A 15,743-nucleotide genomic window follows, 5' to 3' on the forward strand; every position below is an offset into this window, starting at 1 on the left:
TGAGCAGGCTGCGCCGCTATTTCCCGTGCAACACCCGCTGGGCGGCTTCGATTTTGCCGGCGAGGATGTCGGGCAGGGTGGCGATGGATTTGTCGATGGCGTCTTCGATCAGTTCTTTTTCTTCGCGGCGGGGTTTTTTCAGCACGTAGTTCACCACTTCGTTGCGGTCGCCGGGGTGGCCGATGCCCAGGCGCAGGCGGTAGAAGTCGGGGCTGCCGAGGCGGGCTTGGATGTCTTTGAGGCCGTTGTGGCCGCCGTTGCCGCCGCCGAGTTTGAATTTGATGCGGCCGGGCTCGAGGTCGAGCTCGTCGTGGATGACGAGGATTTCCTGCGGCTGGATTTTATAAAACGAGGCAACGGCCTGCACGGATTGGCCGGAGAGGTTCATATAGGTTTGCGGCTTGAGCAGGCGGATTTCGCCGCTGGGGCGGGTGCTGCGGATGAGGTGGCCGAAGAATTTCCTGTCGTCTTGCCAATGGCTGTGCCATTGCTGGGCGAGCTGGTCGAGCAGCCAAAAGCCGGCGTTGTGGCGGGTGTCTTCGTATTCGGGGCCGGGGTTGCCGAGGCCGACGATGAGTTTGATGGGCATGGGTTTTCCTTATGGGTTCGGGCTACCTGAAAAGGGGTTGGCTGTTTGGGTTGGGTTGAGGCTGGTTTTTCAGGTAGCCTCTTTATCCAGCGTGAGGTGCGGCAGGGCGAGGTAGGCTTCGGACTGCATTTCGGTGAGGCGGCTGGCGCTGCGCACGAATTCGTTGGCGAAGTCGCCGTGGGTGTAGATTTGTTCGGGCGGCACGGCGAGGCTGGCGCTGAGTTTGACGCGGTAGTCGTAGAGTACGTCGATGAGCCAGGTGAGGCGGCGGGCTTCGGCGCGTTCGGTTTCGTTGAGCTGCGGGATGTGCGAGACGAAAATCATGCGACTGGTTTCGGCCAGGGCGAGGTAGTCGGCCTGGGAGCGGGGGCCGCGGCACAGGGCGTCGAAGTGGAACCACAATACGCCGTCGGCCTGGCCTTGGGTGGGGATTTCGCGGCCGAGCAGGGGCAGGCTGCCGGGCTGGGGGGCTTGGCCGGTGTGGCGCTCGAATAGGGCGGCGAGATGAATCTCGCTCTCGGCATCGTCGGGAATGAAGAAGATGTCGGCGGGGCTGAGGCTACGTTGGCGGTAGTCTTGGCCGCCGTCTACGTTGAGGATGTCGAGGCTTTTTTCGAGCAGGGCGATGGTGGGCAGGAAGCTGCTGCGGTTTTGGCCTTGCGGGTAGAGCCCGGCCGGCTCGTAGTTGGAGGTGGCCACGAGCACCACGCCTTCGGCCAGCAGGCCTTCGAGCAGGCGGCCGAGGATCATGGCGTCGGCGATGTCGCTTACGTGGAATTCGTCGAAGCAGAGGATTTGGGCGTCGCGGGCGATGTCGCGGGCCACGGCTTGCAGCGGGTTGGCTTGGTTTTTGTGTTCGCGCATGCGGCGGTGGGCTTCGGCCATGAAGGCGTGGAAGTGTACGCGGCGGGCGGTGCCGGGCGGCAGGCAGCCGTGGAAGGCGTCCATCAGGAAGCTTTTGCCGCGCCCGACGCCGCCGTAGAAATAGAGGCCTTTGGGCGGCTGGGCTTTTTTGCCGAAGAGTTTGCCCAGCAGGCGGCCGCACTGTTGGCGGTAGGCGTTGATCTCGTGCCAGAGCTGGTCGAGGCGGCGGATGGCGGTTTCTTGGGCGGCATCGCGGATGAAGCCGGGCTGCTTGGATGCGGCCTGATACCAGCTCAGGGGGCTGTGGCCGGCGAAGGGGGGCGGGGTGAATGTAGTCATGATGTGTGGTGGGTGGGTTTCAGGTAGCCTTTGGAAGGCTGGATGAATGAAAAACGCTGCTATTTTGCCTGATATGGCGGGGGATGAACAGGTGTGGACAGGCGATGAAACGGGCGGGCTATGGCCGGAATGCCTTGTTTTCATACCGTGTCGGCCATGCTGGCTGCGGCGCGATGCTGGGTGTTGAAGGAAACATTATTCCGGCCATTAAGATGCCCGCCCGCTGACAGATTGAAGGCTACCTGAAAATCTTTATTCGTTTTCAGGTAGCCTTTTGTGCGCTGCACTAAGCTGGGCTTAGCGGATGCTTTCCAGCGCCTGTTGTAGGTCGGCAATCAAGTCGGCGGTGTCTTCCAGGCCGATGGAGAGGCGGATGAGGCCTTCGCGGATGCCGGCTTCGAGTTTGGCTTGGGGCTCGAGGCGGCAGTGGGTGGTGGTCCAGGGGTGGGTGATGGTGGAGCGCACGTCGCCGAGGTTGGCGGTTTTGGAGAATACTTTAACGCGGTCGATTACCTGCCAGGCGGCGCTTTGCCCGCCTTTGAGCTCAAAGGCCACCACGATGCCGCCGCCGGATTGCTGCTTGGCGGAAAGCGCGGCTTGAGGATGGCTGGGCAGGCCGCTGTAATACACTTTGGCCACTTCGCTGCGTTTTTCCAGCCATTCGGCCACGGCCTGCGCCTGGGCGTTTTGCTTTTCCATGCGCAGGGGCAGGGTTTCGCAGCCGGAGAGCAGCACCCAGGCGTTGAACGGGGAGAGCAACAGGCCGGCGGAGTTGGTATATACCGCCACTTTTTCCATCAGCTCGGCACGGCCGCACACCACGCCGCCCATCACGCGGCCGTGGCCGTCGATGGCTTTGGTGGCGGATTGCACGGATAAATCGGCGCCGAGTTTGAGCGGCTGCTGCAGGGCGGGGGAGCAGAAGCAGTTGTCTACGGCGAGCAGGGCGCCGTTGCTGTGGGCGATGTCGGCCAGCGCGGCGATGTCGGCGATTTCGTTGAGCGGGTTGGACGGGGTTTCCACAAACAGCATTTTGGTGTTCGGGCGCACGGCCTCGCGCCAGGCGGCGGGGTCGGTTTGCGGCACGAGGGTGACTTCGATGCCGAAACGGGCGAGGTGGTTTTGGATAAAGCCCAGGGTGGTGCCGAACAGGCTGCGGCTGCTCACGAGGTGGTCGCCGGCGGAGAGGAAAGTGAGCAAGGCTGCTTGGATGGCGGCCATGCCGGTGCCGGTGGCGATGCCGGCCTCGCCACCTTCGAGCAGGGCGATGCGTCGGGCAAAGGCGGAAACGGTGGGGTTGGCGGTGCGCGAGTAGGTGAAGCCGGGTTTTCTGTGGGCAAACAAATCGGCGCCGTCGGCGGCGGAATCAAACATGAAGCTGCTGGTGAGGAACAGGGCTTGGTTGTGTTCGTTGTAGTCGGTTTGCTCTTTGGCGCCGCGGATGGCGAGGGTTTGCGGATGAAGCGGTTGGGTCATGGTGTCTTTTCCAAGTGAATGAATGGGGAGGATGGGGTTTTCAGGTAGCCTCAATTTTGCCTGATTAGGCTACCTGAAAAGCAATTTTCGTGCGGTTGGGGGCACGATAGCAAATAAACAATGCGACAAACGGCCTTAAGCATACTCTTTTTGCCTGCCGCCGAAAACCCGCTGCCTAAGATAACCAAAGCTGGCGGGCAAAATTGCCAATCAGCAGGCACAGTAAAGCCATAAAGCCGTAACGCAGCCAGCGGCTGCCGCCGAGCACCGCCAGTTTCGCGCCGCAGAAGCCGCCGATTAGGTTGGCCGCTGCCAGCGGCAGCGCCCAGTGCCACAGCACATGTTGGCTGGGGATGAAAAAGCTCAGCGCGGCCAGATTGGTCATCAGGTTGATTACTTTGGCGCAGGCGGTGGCGGTAAGGAAATCGTAGGCAAAAAAGCGCACGAACACGAAGGCCAGCAGGCTGCCCGTGCCCGGGCCGAACAGGCCGTCGTAAAAACCGATGGCCGCGCCAAACACCGTGCCCAGCAGCATTTCACCCCGCGTAAGCGAGCGGGTGCGCTCGGTTTGCCCCAAATCTTTGCGGAAGAAGGTGTACACAAACATCGCCACCATAATCACCAGCATGGCCGGTTTCATATATTGCACCGGCACATAGGCCACCAGCTTTGCGCCGGCGAACGAGGCGGCAAAAGCCAGCACGCCGGCGGGCAGCAGCATTTTCCACGGCAGCTTCAGGCGGCGGGCAAATTGGCCGGCGGCGGTGAAGGTGCCGGCGAACGAAGCCGCCTTGTTGGTGCCCAGCACGGTGGGCACGGGCGTGGCGGGTGGCAACACGCCGAACAGCGCGGGCAGCTGCAACAGCCCGCCGCCGCCAACGGCCGCATCCATCAGCCCGGCTAAAAAGCCGGTGATGAGCAGCAGGATAAAGGAAAGCTCCATAGGTTTCTCCGTTGATGATGGGGTAGGGAGGCATTGCCTCGCCGCCGTTTGGTTTTGTTTGTTTCTTTTAGATTTCAGGTAGCCTTAACGGCAGCCTGGGGAAAGCTTGCTTTCGCTCACAGCCGCACGTTGTGGCAGGCTTCGTACACCGGCAGCAGGCGGTGCAGGGTTTCGACTAGCCAGGCCGCGCTGTCGGCCTGCCCCAGTTGGTCGCGTTCCAAGTGGCGGCCGAGGCAGAGGAAGTCCTGCGGGCTGCGCAGGGCGAAGGCTTCGGGTGGGGCGGTGGCAATGGCGGGGTAGTCGGCGTATTCGCTGTCGCTGCCGTGCCAGATTTGGAAGTCGGCAAATTCGGCATGCGGAAAATCGGCCAAAGCCTGTTGGTAGCAGGCCAGCGGCAGGGTGGAGCGGGCGGCGCGGTATTCGTGCCATTCGAGGCTGGCGGTGAGCCGGCGGCGGTTGAGCAGCAGCGAGAGAATCACCGCCGTATCGGCATGGATTTGATATTTGAAATAGGCGAAAAAATGGGCACGCACCTGCCAGCCGTTGCACCAGCGTTCGATATGCGGCGGGGCAAAGCCTGCGCCCAGCTCGGAGACTACCTGTAAAACCAACGCGCGCCACACCTGCCACGCGGCTTTGTAGTCGGCCTTGGTTTGCGCTTCGGTTTCGGGCTGGTATTGGCGGATTTGGGCGAACTGGAAAAACGGGCGTTGGAACAGGTCGCAGCTTTGCGGGGTGAGCATGATGGTTTGGCGGGGCATGAAAAAGGGAGAGGCTACCTGAAAAATAGATTTTCAGGTAGCCTCAAACCGGTTTGGCATGCACCCGGAGCAGAGAAATTCAGAAATTACGATTTAATCCGCTGAACATATTCCAACAAAGTGCCAACCGCTGCGATAGCGGCAGCACCGGCAAAATCAATCCGCGCAGCAAACAGGATTCGAGCAGCAGCTAAACCAGTCGACTCCAGACCAATGATCAAGCAGGCCAAAAACGAGCCAATGCCGAGTGGCAAAAACAGGCACAGGAAAACGTGCGGCAGGGGAAACTCCCTCAAAGCCAATCTTATTTCCTGTATCCTCTGATGTATCCTCTGAGAAATCAGCATCCCGAATTTCATTGCATCCTCCTTGTGAATACCCGTTTCTTCACTGCAGCATAGATTCCCGCATTTTCTGGTCGGCTGCTGCCGAATCAAGGCTACCTGAAAAATAGATTTTCAGGTAGCCTCAAACCGGTTTGGTATGCATCCGAAACGGAAATTTTGAGCGGTTACATACCTTGGGTTGGTGGCAGTGTTATTTCAACTTGGCTGCCAATTCGTCGAATTTTTGTTTGATGTCGGCCTTGAAGGCTTCCACTTTCTCTTGGCGTTCGGCTTTGCGCTGTTTTTTCCAAGCTTCGTGTGCCTGACGTGCCACTTCTTCCTGCGCTTCTATTGCTGCCAATACGTCCTGTTGGGCAACGGCTGCATCTTGCCGGAGAATAACGGTTTTGAAACGGTGGAAGAAAGCGTCCAATACAGCTTCGTCGGATTCTTGCGCCAAAATAATGATCGCAGTACTGCCGTTATCCAGTTTTTTGGCTGTATTTTCCAGCAACAACCCCTCTCCCAATGTTTTGGCAGTGCCTACATCACTGCCGATGAGTGCGCCAGTAGCTCCACCCAACAGAACACCGATAGGACCGCCGAGGATGCCGACCAGCGAACCAATGAGGCCGCCCGTCCATGCGCTTTCGGCCGTATTGGCGGTAAAGTCGGTGCTTTCTGCTGGGATAATCAGACCATTTTCCTTTTTAATCAAAACGGCTTGTGCCACCAAAGCATCTGTTGTCTGCGAGTAAGCTTTCAATTCAGAAAAGGCTTGATAAGCTTCGCTGGAGATGTTGAATAAGGCAACGATGATGTTTTGTTTCATAAGTCTACTCCCGTGGATTGAAAGATTTAAGAACATACAAGTTGTATGCGGTGTCATTGTAAATTTCAAGGGGGGGGGGAGCAATGTGGCAAACAGAACTTTGCCTATGTAAAGCCTGTAGAACCGGCAAACGGATAACGAACAATACCCAGCCTTTTGCCTATCTCGACTAGGCTACCTGAAACATAGATTGGGCAATTTGGATGCATCACAGTGTTTTCAGGTGGCCAGCAATTAAATTGAGGCTACCTGAAACCTTTTCAGGTAGCCTTTCGCTTTATTTTTCCAACGCGGCTTGTAATCTTTGTTCCAGCACGTCGCTGTCGAAGGATTTGGCAATCACTTCAAAGCGGCTGTCGCGCCGCCAGGCCACTTGGTTGGCGCCCCATTGGCCTTCGCTCCAGTTGAGCCACACCCAGCTGCCGAGCACTTGGAACACGCCTTTGGCGCGGATGAGGCCTTCGCACAGTTTGGGCAGGTCGTTGAAGAATTTGGTGAGCTTTTCGCCGTCGAAGCTGCTGCCGGCGGGGAATGTATAGCCTTGCGATTGCAGGCCCATGCTGTTGTCGGGCAGCTCTTTGATGCGGTAGCGGCTTTTTTCCACCACCGGGGTTTCCAGCAGGGCGATGTCCAAATAGGCGTCGGTGGTTTCCAGCACGGCGGCTTTGGGCGGGAAGAGCTGGGCGGCTTTGCTGCGGAAGACAGCCATTTCTTCGGGGCTGCACACGTCGGTTTTGTTGGCAATCAGCACGTCGGCCACGCTCACTTGGTCGCGGTAGAGCGGCTGGTTGGCGTAGTCGGGGTTGGTGAATTGGCGCGGGTCGACCAGGGTAAACACGGCGCCGATATCCAGCATTTGGTCGAAGGGTTTGGCGCGTAACTCGTCGATCACGCTGGCGGCGTGTGCCAGGCCGCTGGCTTCGATGATGATGCGGTCGGGCTTGTTGCCGCTCACCATGCGGTTGATGGTGGTGCCCATCTGCGCCCCGGCCACGCAGCACAGGCAGCCGCCGGCGATTTCGGCCACGGGGATGCCGTTGTCGCTCAACACGGCGCCGTCGATGCCGATTTCGCCGAATTCGTTCACCACGATCACCCATTTTTCATCGGGGCTTTTCTGCTCCATCAGGTGGCGCAGGGCGGTGGTTTTGCCTGTTCCCAAAAAGCCGGAAAACAGATGTACTTTTGCTTTCTTTATTTCTGACATTGTTTGCATATTCCTGTTAAAACAACATGTTCTTCTTTTAGTTTAAACCCGCCTGCGGCCACGCCGGCGCACAGCGCCTGCCATTCGCGGGAGAGGGTTTGCTCATCGGTGTTGCCGCACTCGGTACACACCAAAATGAAGGCGCTGTGGTGGTGTTGCCGCTCGTCGCTGCTGTGGCAGTGGGCATCGCAATGGTGGCGGGCATGGCTGCATAAAACGTAGCCGTTTACCGCAGCCACTTTGTGCAGCACACCGTGTTCGGCCCAGAAATCGAGCGCGCGGTAGGCGGTGGGCGGCGCCACCACACCGTTGCTCTGCTGCTGCATTTGCGCCAGCACGGTGTAGGCCTTAATCACGCCTTCCTGCCGCAAAACGATATCCAACACCTGCTCGCGCAGGGCGGTAATCTGCAGGCCTTGCTCGCGGGCGCGGGCGATGATGGCGGTTTTGTAGTCGGGTGCGGAGTGCTTGGTCATGGCTGCTTCCTATTATTATTGGCTGGGGTGGCGCACAACGGCGAGCGGGTTGAAGCTCTGCGCCACCGGCATGATTTCGATGCTGTTCACGTTCATGTGCGTGGGGCGCTGGTAGAGCCACAGCACGGTGTCGGCGATGTCTTCGGGGCGGATGTAGTCTACGTTTTTATATACATCGGCGGCGCGTTGGTCGTCGCCTTTGAAGCGCACGTTGGAAAACTCGGTGTCGCCGCACAGGCCGGGCTCGATATTGCTCACGCGCACGCCCGTGCCGGCCAAATCGGCGCGCAGATTCAGGCTGAATTGGCGCACATAGGCCTTGGTGGCGCCATACACATTGCCGCCGGGGTAGGGGTAGGTGCCGGCTACCGAGCCGAGGTTGATGATATAACCGCTGCCGCGCGCCACCATGCCGGGCAGCACTTGGCGGGTGAGGTAGGTGAGGCCGATGATGTTGGTTTGAATCATGGTTTGCCAGTCGGCAAAATCGGCTTGATGAGCCGGGTCTAAACCCAAGGCCAGGCCGGCGTTGTTCACCAGGCAGTCGATCCGGGCAAAGTTTTCAGGTAGCCCTTTGAGTGCGGCATCCACGGAAGTGGGATCGCCCACGTCCATTTGCAGCGGCAGGAAGTTGGCGCCCAATTCTGCGTGCAGTTCGTCCAGTTTGTCGGCACGCCGCGCTGCGCCGATTACGTGGTAGCCAGCTGCGGCGAGGGTGCGGCAGATGGCTCGCCCGAAACCTGCCGATGCGCCGGTAACCAAAATGCTCATGATTGCCTCCGTTGTGCTGGATTGTTCGATATAGCCTGGGTGCTTCTCCTCCTACGGCATTGGCTCGTTTTGCAGGAAGGAAGAACGGCTTTGGTTAAAGGCAATAGTATAACACCGGCAGCTTGCCGGCAGCTTTAAAATGGCGGTAATGTTCTAGCAAGCCAACTTAACTTTCATTACCGCGTTGGTTTGCCCCATCCTTATTTTGAATCCACTATATATTTCAGGTAGCCTCGGGCGGAACGCCGTATTCTGCCCAATAGCGGCGGGCAGCGGTATAAGGCTACCTGAAAACCGTGCTAGAATGCCCGCCTTCCGCATTTTGGCCAAAGGCTTGTTGATATGGCACGTCATCCCTACCGCCGCCTGCGTTCGGCACGTTTTGCCCTGCCCGAAGTGGGTATTTCCGAACACGGCAACATCCGCTCGCTGCATCTGGGCAGCGAAACGGTGCAAAGCTCGATGAATGTGGATTACCCCGCCGAGTTGGTGCTCTCCTACAGCCGCGCCATGATGGCCTGGCTCCTGTTTGCCGAAAACGTGCGCCACATCACGCAAATCGGGCTGGGCGGCGGCTCGTTTGTGCGCTGGATCGATGCCCACCTGCCCGAGGTGGCGCAAACGGCGGTGGAAATCAACCCGCAGGTAATCAGCGTGGCGCGCGGCCTGTTTGAATTGCCGTTTGAGGGCGAAAAATTTGAAATCATCGAGGCCGACGGCGCGGAATACATCAAAACCCTGCGCGGCGGCACAGATATTTTGCTGGTGGACGGCTTCGACGGCGTGCAGATTATCGATGCCCTGGTGGCCGAGCCCTTTTTTGCCGACTGCCGCACCGCCCTGAGCGAACACGGCATTTTCGTCACCAACTGGTGGAGTGGCGACAAACGCTACCCGCTTTTCCTGCAACGGCTCGCGCAAGTGTTTGAACAGCGCGTGTTGTGCGTGCCCGCCGAAACCCACGGCAACGTAGCCGTGCTCGCCTTCCAAAACCAAGCGCCCCAGCCGCTGGCGGCCTTGCAGAAAAAAGCCGCCAAGCTGGGCGAGCAATACGGGCTGGACTTCAAAACCATGCTGCATCAGGCACACGTGCCGCCGGGCAGCAGCTGGCAGTGGCTGCGTTGAGGCTCGCTGCCATGATAAAGGCTACCTGAAAAGTATTTGTGCGGGCAGCGAGTGCCAGACTTATCGAATGAAATAAAGGCTACCTGAAAAAACCCAGAGGGATTCAGGTAGCCTTTTGGTATGCCTTATTTATACGGCTGCGGCGGTGAAGCGTTGGTGCAGATGTGCTTTCTGCTCCACATCATCGGCAATCGCAATGGCTAAATCTGCCACGCTGATGCCGGCCGGCACCTCGCCCGCCATCAGGAGTTCATCGCCGCCCAGGCGGTATTGGCCGGTGCGCTCTTCGTTGAAGCCGCCGTCGGCGCCGAGGCGGGCGGGTGGGGAAATCATCGACCAATTCACATCGGCGTGTTGGGTTTGCAAGTCGCGCAGCAGGTTGCGTGCGGCGTTGGCGCCGTCGAAAATTTCTTTCGGGAATCCGGGCGTATCAATCAGCTGCACGCCGGGCGCCACGAACAGGCTGCCTGCGCCGCCCACCGCCAAAAGATAGGGCACTTTTGCCGCTTTGGCTGCCGCCAGGATGGCTGCGTAGCCGGCAGTGAAATCGCGGCCGATGTTCGGATTTGCCCAGCCCGGGTTGAACGCGCTCACTACCGCATCAAAGCCGGAGAGCTGCGCGGCAAAATCGGCTGCATGCACATCGGCCTGCACGGCTGTTACATTCGGCGCGGCCAACGCCTTGCCTGTATTGCGCACAAAGGCGGTTACTTCATGCCCGCGCTCGGCCAGCTCGCGCACCACGGCGTTGCCCACATATCCGGTGGCACCAATTACAGCGAATTTCATATTTAGCTCCTTAAGTTTTGTTGATTAATTACGATGGAGCGCATTCTAAGGGCATTCATCCCGCTTGATAATCCGCTGTAAACTGTTTACGCTGTGAAGCCCAGCTAAACAATGGAGGCCGTCATGATACAAAAAACCCTGTATTTAGGCCGTGAACCGGAGCGATTCACCCCCGGCCAAGAGCTGGTGTTGGAATCTTTTTTCGAACAAAGCCCCTACGGCGTGGTGTTTGAAGACGATTGCGGCACCGGCTATTTCTATGCCGTGCACCAAGAGGAAGGTATCCTCGATGCGCTGCATATTTATAACGTGGATGATGTAGCCGACCGCCATATCCCATCCGGAATCAGCATTCTGTGGAGCGAAGACCTCGGCCTGGCCGCGCTTGATATCAACGGCTATATCCACGCCGTGTTCGACTTTGCCGCCCACGCCGGCTATTGCCGCAACGCCTTCCCCGAGGCTGATGGAGATTGGTTGCGCGAGCCCAACCGCCTGCTGAGCGATGAGCTGCTCGACCAACTGTTGGGCGCATAAACCATGCACAATCAAATTGTTCAGGCCGGCAACCGCTTCAGCCTGTCGTTTGCTGGTTTAGGCGGCCATGAACACTGCTTTTTCTCGCAACACGCCCCAAGCGGCCATGAGCTGGCCAAAATCATCCGCCGCATCATGCGGGAGGAAAACATCAAAAATGTCGAGCTCGCCGCAGAGCAAGACAGCCTCACGATCAGCGCCAAAAAACGCCGCCCCTTGGAAAGCATCTGCACACGGCTTGAGTTTGAAATACGCGTATTTGAAGGCAGCGCTTATACAGTGAAGACAAAAAACTTGTTTAAATAAACCTTTATGGACGACCTCAAACCCCTACTCGCCTTCGCCGCCGTGCTCGAACACGGCAGTATGAACGCCGCCGCGCAAGCCTTGGGCATGACCCCGTCTGCCGTGAGCCAGCACATCAGCCGGCTGGAAAAGCTACACGGCGTGAAGCTACTACACCGCAGCACCCGCCGCCTGGCCCCCACCGATGCCGGCCAAGCCCTAGCCGCGCATTGCCGCCGCCTGCTTGCCACCGTGCAAGACACCCGCACCGCGCTCGACGGCCTCAAAACCGACATTGCCGGCAGCGTGCGCTTGGCCGCGCCCACCGGTTTAGTGAATGCTGCCGCCTTTCAGCACGCCCTGCGGCGCATCCGTCGCGAACATCCCGCCCTCAGCCTCGAATTGCACTTTGGCGAAGCCATCGCCGAACTGCGCGAAGGCAGTATCGACATCGCCCTGCGCGGCGGTGGCCATGCCTTGGACGAGCCCGACTTGGTCGCCCGCAGGCTGGCCGAATGGCCTTGGCAAATTTGCGCTGCTCCGGGCTACCTGAAAACTGCTCCCTCCATCACCCATCCTGCCGATTTAGCCGCCCACCCTTGGGTGTACCACCTGCCGCCGCACATTGAGCTCTCGCGCGGCAATGAACGCTATCTGCTCAACATCGGTCACGGCACCGTTTGCAACCAGCTCGCCGCCATGCGCCACCTGTGTGAAGCCGGCCTTGGCCTTGCCCTGATTATTGCCGGCGAAACCCGCGATGCCGTTGCCCAAGGCCGGCTGCAAACCCTCCTGCCCGATTGGCAGCTGCCCGCCGTTGCCATTTATGCCGTAACGCCCCACCGCGTGCAAGCCGCCCGCACCGCTGCCGTGTTGCGGATATTGCAGGAGAGCTTTGCGGAGGAGGCGGAGGCTACCTGAAAAAGGGTTATCTGAAAACGTTGGGTCTGTTGACCCAACCGACTCACTAAATTAGATAAAAGTGCGTTATATACAATATCGGCTATTGTGGATTTTGGAGTGAAATTTACAACCATGCAGTTAATCTCTAATAATTCTTATGTTTATTATCTTTACTACTTATAAGGGGCTGTACTAGATTAGCAGATGTGTTACCCTCAAAATATGAAGATAACACACTGCAAATTAAAGAAAAAAGTACAGAAAGAACTGCTCCGTTTTTTGTGCTGGAAGTTACCGCCCGTTCCGCCGCCGATCTTTTGGGTATCCATCCCAATTCGGCGGCACTGTTCTACCGCAAAATCCGTATGGTCATCAGCCATCATTTGGCCTTGGCTGCCGATGAGGTTTTCGAGGGCTCTGTCGAGTTGGACGAAAGCTGTTTCGGCGGACGGCGTAAAGGCCGACGTGGTCGCGGTGCGGCGGGAAAAGTGGTTGTCTTTGGCATCCTGAAACGCAATGGACGGGTCTATACCGTTGTCGCAGATAATGCCAAGTCCGATACTTTGATGCCTGTATCAAACAGAAAATCATACCGGACAGTATTGTTGATACCGATAGTCTGAGCAGTTACGACAAGTTGGACGTGAGCGGTTTTATCCATTACCGCATCAACCATTCCAAAGCGTTTGCCGACCGTCAGAACCACATCAACGGCATTGAGAATTTTTGGAATCAGGCAAAACGCGTCTTGCGCAAATACAACGGAATCGATCGCAAATCTTCCCCGCTGTTCTTGAAAGAATGCGAATTTCGGTTTAACTTCGGCACACCGTCCCGGCAGCTTCAAACCCTGCGGGATTGGTGTGGAATTTAGGGCTAATCTACGTCAGCCCCTAAATTTAAAACGGGACCAGGCAGCGAGACGCAAACAGTACAAGCAGTACGGTAAGGCGAGCCAACGCTGTAGCGTTTAATTTAATTCAACTATATCCAACATACGGCGACGCATCGCGCTTATTCCTGCCAATCCGCGAAAACTTCGCGCTCTTGTCTGCCTTGGGCACATTCTATGCCGCCTCCCGCCAATTCGCGGGCAGCGGCATCACATCTCTGCCAATCGGCTCGCTTGGCAGAAACACCACATCGCCGTTTTCATCCCAGCGGATATACACCGTATCGCCTTCAAAATGGCAGTAGGCAGGCACACGGCTTGGCGGCGGCCGTTGGTAAACAGTTTGGCCGTGCATCGCTATTCTCTTCTCTGAGCCATGCATATTAATCGTTACACGCAGCCTCAGACCCTAACAATTCCAAATAATTCCAAAATCCAATTACCACACTCTGCCAAACAGCTTGCACAACCTGAGGCTTACCATCTATCGAAAGCACGGGAATCCGCTGCCATGCAACAACTAGGGCGAGGTATCAGGGATATGGCAAGGCATGTGGAGGTTAACGAGGCGGGGAACGGTGTGTTTTTCAGGTAGCCTCCTGGCGGCGAAGGTTGGTTACAGGCTTTTCTTTCCCATTGTTTCTACTGAAATAATATATTTGCCGCACCGAAATAGCAGGCATACAATTACTCTAAACCCCCACACCATCCATGCGAATGCCGGTTGGCTTGGAATGCCGGAGCAAAGCAAGACAGGTGTTGTCTGCCCGCCCCCACGCCCTAAAGCTACCTGAAAAATTTCCCAAGCCGGTGTTCAGACTTTGCCGAGGTTTGTGCCTGCCGGCAGCCTGCCGCATGCGGAAGTTCAATATTATTTCAACGATTACAAAAGGCAGGTGAGCACAGGGCATTTGTGCCTATGTGCTTTCAGAAAGCGTAGCCCGCGTGGGTAGGGTCTGTGCGGAACGCATGTACGCGGTTTCAGGTAGCCCATCCCATTTCAGGCTACCTGAAACCGCAGCTTCAACGAAGTTAAAAATCGCGTGGGTATAAATACCTACCCTTACGCTTGCTGCTAAGTCTCAGACAATCTCAAAGGAAGGTATTGGGTTCGTTTGAACAGAGACCGTGTGCATGCATTCCGCACATACCCTACACCAAGATTAGGAATTTCATGCGAGCTACGACTTGCAATGCTTACTGAGAGGAATTTAATATGGATAAACAACAATCTTCCCCACCCCCCCCTGAACAATCAATCAACCCTATTTCTCAATATTTTTGTCGCATCAAAGGCTACCTGAAACGCCACCGGCGCGGTTTGCGCTGGGTGGTTTTGTTTGTGCTGGTGGCTTATGGTTTGGCCAGCTGTATGGTAACGCGAACGTTGGCCATAATAGGCGTGGAATATATCACGGGGTACTCGCCTACTTATACCGATTTTCCGCTGGGGCAGAATAAACGACTGAATTTGGAAGTGCGCAGCTATGTTAAGCATCCGTATTGCATCGGCATGCGGACAGAGTTTATTGATGGTAAAACCAAATTGTACGGCCCTAATCTGGAAAGAGGGCCAAGCGATAGAGACCCATGGGAATACGGCAAACAAGAAGTTTTCCGAGGGCATAGCCTAGAAGGCATGGCTATAGGCGGGTTAGCCCCCGAAACCTTCTACCGCCAATATTACACTTTCCAAGTTATCGCCTACCGCCAAGGTTGGTTTGGTGAAAAGGTCTTTTTCCGTAAAAACTACACCAATCTCAACATAATGGGGAAAGTCTTTTATTCCTATGGCAGCAACACGGATAACCCTAGAAACATTGCCTATCAAGATGGGGTGGACTGCTTCGATTTGCCCTATGGAAAATACAGATTTGAGTTTATTGATAAAAGTCCTTTTATACCTGAGTTTAATGAGATAATTATCTCAGTTGGGGTTAGTCCATACATCGACTTGAAATAACATCTACAAAACAAAACGTAAACATTTAATTATCAGATTTAAGTATTTTACCAACCCTTAATTATTTATAAATAAGGAGCAATCATGGCTGATGCTGATCCTAGCAGAAATTATACTGTTACTATTGTATTCTTCCCAGCGGTAACTAGAAAATCAAATGGATGGCCATCTATACCAGGCCACCAATTCCTAATTTATAGAGACCCCGCTGGTATTGTTACTTATAGCCACGGCTGGTCTTTTGGAGATTCATTAAGTATTGGAGGAATAAATAATCTGAGTAAAACAGATCATGAAAAATATACAAACAGGGGAGGGGAATTAAAATTTTCCTCGATTACCGTATCAATCACCAAAGAACAACAGGATAGTATGGTGAAATATGGACAAGAAGTAGCTGAAGGAAAACACCCTGAACATAGCAATGAATATCATTATTCGGATAATAGCTGTGTAACATACTCCAATATGGAGTTAGCACATGGGGGCCGGTATCGCCTGTTTTTAAAGGAGACGGTATAATTCCGGCATCTTCTTCAAATAAGCGTGCAACACTTTTTGAGATAATCAAAAATGCTCCTCCAGGAACAAAAATTCATGCAGAGAATATCCCTGTAGAAGGTAGGAAAATTCTCGATAACAGTCTTCGGTTCGACGGTGTTCAA

The 15,743-nt window shown here is 56.1% G+C and carries 19 protein-coding genes and 1 pseudogene; 7 read left to right on the plus strand and 13 right to left on the minus strand.

Features of this window, described 5'->3' with window-relative positions:
* Nucleotides 1–16: 16 nt before the first annotated feature.
* From pth to ELB75_RS03495, 11 genes are all read right to left on the minus strand, one after another.
* Entirely contained in the window at nt 17–589 is a 573-nt protein-coding gene (pth, locus tag ELB75_RS03450) for an aminoacyl-tRNA hydrolase (protein WP_003823982.1), read from the minus strand.
* 69 nt (nt 590–658) lie between these two features.
* On the minus strand, nt 659–1,792 hold the full coding sequence (gene zapE / locus ELB75_RS03455; RefSeq protein WP_126982724.1) for a cell division protein ZapE: 1,134 nt from the start codon (nt 1,790–1,792) through the stop codon (nt 659–661).
* A 140-nt stretch (nt 1,793–1,932) separates the two neighbouring features.
* A complete protein-coding gene (locus ELB75_RS12435; protein WP_164726781.1) occupies nt 1,933–2,079 on the minus strand; it encodes a hypothetical protein in 147 nt (48 codons plus the stop codon).
* A gap of 10 nt (nt 2,080–2,089) precedes the next feature.
* Nucleotides 2,090–3,268: an O-succinylhomoserine sulfhydrylase gene (gene metZ / locus ELB75_RS03460; RefSeq protein ID WP_126982725.1), complete on the minus strand. Its 1,179-nt coding sequence runs from the start codon at nt 3,266–3,268 to the stop codon at nt 2,090–2,092.
* A gap of 175 nt (nt 3,269–3,443) precedes the next feature.
* The gene (locus tag ELB75_RS03465) at nt 3,444–4,211 is read right to left on the minus strand and encodes a sulfite exporter TauE/SafE family protein (RefSeq protein ID WP_126982726.1); all 768 of its coding nucleotides are present in this window, start codon (nt 4,209–4,211) and stop codon (nt 3,444–3,446) included.
* A 116-nt stretch (nt 4,212–4,327) separates the two neighbouring features.
* Nucleotides 4,328–4,954: an HI_0552 family protein gene (locus tag ELB75_RS03470; protein WP_126984191.1), complete on the minus strand. Its 627-nt coding sequence runs from the start codon at nt 4,952–4,954 to the stop codon at nt 4,328–4,330.
* A gap of 104 nt (nt 4,955–5,058) precedes the next feature.
* A complete protein-coding gene (locus ELB75_RS03475) occupies nt 5,059–5,331 on the minus strand; it encodes a hypothetical protein (protein ID WP_126982727.1) in 273 nt (90 codons plus the stop codon).
* A gap of 178 nt (nt 5,332–5,509) precedes the next feature.
* Nucleotides 5,510–6,130 (minus strand): DUF1269 domain-containing protein, encoded by a 621-nt coding sequence (locus ELB75_RS03480; RefSeq protein WP_126984192.1) that lies wholly within the window; start codon nt 6,128–6,130, stop codon nt 5,510–5,512.
* A 277-nt stretch (nt 6,131–6,407) separates the two neighbouring features.
* Nucleotides 6,408–7,337: a CobW family GTP-binding protein gene (locus ELB75_RS03485; RefSeq protein WP_126982728.1), complete on the minus strand. Its 930-nt coding sequence runs from the start codon at nt 7,335–7,337 to the stop codon at nt 6,408–6,410.
* A complete protein-coding gene (locus ELB75_RS03490) occupies nt 7,325–7,813 on the minus strand; it encodes a Fur family transcriptional regulator (RefSeq protein WP_126982729.1) in 489 nt (162 codons plus the stop codon). Before ELB75_RS03490 ends, ELB75_RS03485 begins: the two co-directional genes overlap by 13 nt.
* 15 nt (nt 7,814–7,828) lie before the next feature.
* Nucleotides 7,829–8,584, minus strand: a complete 756-nt coding sequence (locus ELB75_RS03495; protein ID WP_126982730.1) for an SDR family oxidoreductase — start codon at nt 8,582–8,584, stop codon at nt 7,829–7,831.
* Between the two features lie 342 nt (nt 8,585–8,926).
* On the opposite strand from ELB75_RS03495, the gene ELB75_RS03500 reads away from it, so the two are divergent.
* On the plus strand, nt 8,927–9,709 hold the full coding sequence (locus tag ELB75_RS03500) for a polyamine aminopropyltransferase (RefSeq protein ID WP_126982731.1): 783 nt from the start codon (nt 8,927–8,929) through the stop codon (nt 9,707–9,709).
* 129 nt (nt 9,710–9,838) lie between these two features.
* On the opposite strand, the gene ELB75_RS03505 is transcribed toward ELB75_RS03500, so the two are convergent.
* A complete protein-coding gene (locus tag ELB75_RS03505) occupies nt 9,839–10,498 on the minus strand; it encodes an NAD(P)-dependent oxidoreductase (RefSeq protein ID WP_126982732.1) in 660 nt (219 codons plus the stop codon).
* Nucleotides 10,499–10,621: 123 nt separating this feature from the next.
* Here ELB75_RS03505 and ELB75_RS03510 point away from each other — a divergent pair, with 123 nt between their 5' ends.
* From ELB75_RS03510 to ELB75_RS03525, 4 genes and pseudogenes are all read left to right on the plus strand, one after another.
* Nucleotides 10,622–11,035, plus strand: a complete 414-nt coding sequence (locus tag ELB75_RS03510) for a DUF2251 domain-containing protein (RefSeq protein ID WP_164726783.1) — start codon at nt 10,622–10,624, stop codon at nt 11,033–11,035.
* 3 nt (nt 11,036–11,038) lie between these two features.
* Nucleotides 11,039–11,341 (plus strand): hypothetical protein, encoded by a 303-nt coding sequence (locus ELB75_RS03515; RefSeq protein ID WP_126982734.1) that lies wholly within the window; start codon nt 11,039–11,041, stop codon nt 11,339–11,341.
* Between the two features lie 6 nt (nt 11,342–11,347).
* A complete protein-coding gene (locus tag ELB75_RS03520) occupies nt 11,348–12,241 on the plus strand; it encodes a LysR family transcriptional regulator (protein ID WP_126982735.1) in 894 nt (297 codons plus the stop codon).
* A gap of 204 nt (nt 12,242–12,445) precedes the next feature.
* Nucleotides 12,446–13,097: pseudogene (locus ELB75_RS03525) on the plus strand (IS1595 family transposase).
* A gap of 193 nt (nt 13,098–13,290) precedes the next feature.
* On the opposite strand, the gene ELB75_RS03530 reads toward ELB75_RS03525, so the two are convergent.
* Nucleotides 13,291–13,470, minus strand: coding sequence for a hypothetical protein (locus tag ELB75_RS03530; protein WP_126982736.1), 180 nt, complete (start codon nt 13,468–13,470; stop codon nt 13,291–13,293).
* 861 nt (nt 13,471–14,331) lie between these two features.
* Between ELB75_RS03530 and ELB75_RS03535 the strand changes: the two genes are divergently transcribed.
* A complete protein-coding gene (locus tag ELB75_RS03535) occupies nt 14,332–15,078 on the plus strand; it encodes a hypothetical protein (RefSeq protein ID WP_126982737.1) in 747 nt (248 codons plus the stop codon).
* Nucleotides 15,079–15,162: 84 nt separating this feature from the next.
* Complete coding sequence (locus tag ELB75_RS03540; RefSeq protein ID WP_126982738.1) at nt 15,163–15,600, plus strand: hypothetical protein; 438 nt, start codon at nt 15,163–15,165, stop codon at nt 15,598–15,600.
* The last annotated feature ends 143 nt before the right edge of the window (nt 15,601–15,743 follow it).

Source organism: Eikenella corrodens, from assembly GCF_003990355.1.
In the GTDB taxonomy this organism is placed as follows: Bacteria; Pseudomonadota; Gammaproteobacteria; order Burkholderiales; family Neisseriaceae; genus Eikenella; species Eikenella corrodens_B.

Excerpts from the sequence above, each read along its gene's own strand:
- pth (WP_003823982.1), bottom strand. The coding sequence starts at position 589 with ATGCCCATCAAACTCATCGTCGGCCTCGGCAACCCCGGCCCCGAATAC.
- zapE (WP_126982724.1), bottom strand. The coding sequence starts at position 1,792 with ATGACTACATTCACCCCGCCCCCCTTCGCCGGCCACAGCCCCCTGAGC.
- metZ (WP_126982725.1), bottom strand. The coding sequence starts at position 3,268 with ATGACCCAACCGCTTCATCCGCAAACCCTCGCCATCCGCGGCGCCAAA.
- ELB75_RS03465 (WP_126982726.1), bottom strand. The coding sequence starts at position 4,211 with ATGGAGCTTTCCTTTATCCTGCTGCTCATCACCGGCTTTTTAGCCGGG.
- ELB75_RS03470 (WP_126984191.1), bottom strand. The coding sequence starts at position 4,954 with ATGCTCACCCCGCAAAGCTGCGACCTGTTCCAACGCCCGTTTTTCCAG.
- ELB75_RS03475 (WP_126982727.1), bottom strand. The coding sequence starts at position 5,331 with ATGAAATTCGGGATGCTGATTTCTCAGAGGATACATCAGAGGATACAG.
- ELB75_RS03480 (WP_126984192.1), bottom strand. The coding sequence starts at position 6,130 with ATGAAACAAAACATCATCGTTGCCTTATTCAACATCTCCAGCGAAGCT.
- ELB75_RS03485 (WP_126982728.1), bottom strand. The coding sequence starts at position 7,337 with ATGTCAGAAATAAAGAAAGCAAAAGTACATCTGTTTTCCGGCTTTTTG.
- ELB75_RS03490 (WP_126982729.1), bottom strand. The coding sequence starts at position 7,813 with ATGACCAAGCACTCCGCACCCGACTACAAAACCGCCATCATCGCCCGC.
- ELB75_RS03495 (WP_126982730.1), bottom strand. The coding sequence starts at position 8,584 with ATGAGCATTTTGGTTACCGGCGCATCGGCAGGTTTCGGGCGAGCCATC.
- ELB75_RS03500 (WP_126982731.1), top strand. The coding sequence starts at position 8,927 with ATGGCACGTCATCCCTACCGCCGCCTGCGTTCGGCACGTTTTGCCCTG.
- ELB75_RS03505 (WP_126982732.1), bottom strand. The coding sequence starts at position 10,498 with ATGAAATTCGCTGTAATTGGTGCCACCGGATATGTGGGCAACGCCGTG.
- ELB75_RS03510 (WP_164726783.1), top strand. The coding sequence starts at position 10,622 with ATGATACAAAAAACCCTGTATTTAGGCCGTGAACCGGAGCGATTCACC.
- ELB75_RS03515 (WP_126982734.1), top strand. The coding sequence starts at position 11,039 with ATGCACAATCAAATTGTTCAGGCCGGCAACCGCTTCAGCCTGTCGTTT.
- ELB75_RS03520 (WP_126982735.1), top strand. The coding sequence starts at position 11,348 with ATGGACGACCTCAAACCCCTACTCGCCTTCGCCGCCGTGCTCGAACAC.
- ELB75_RS03530 (WP_126982736.1), bottom strand. The coding sequence starts at position 13,470 with ATGCACGGCCAAACTGTTTACCAACGGCCGCCGCCAAGCCGTGTGCCT.
- ELB75_RS03535 (WP_126982737.1), top strand. The coding sequence starts at position 14,332 with ATGGATAAACAACAATCTTCCCCACCCCCCCCTGAACAATCAATCAAC.
- ELB75_RS03540 (WP_126982738.1), top strand. The coding sequence starts at position 15,163 with ATGGCTGATGCTGATCCTAGCAGAAATTATACTGTTACTATTGTATTC.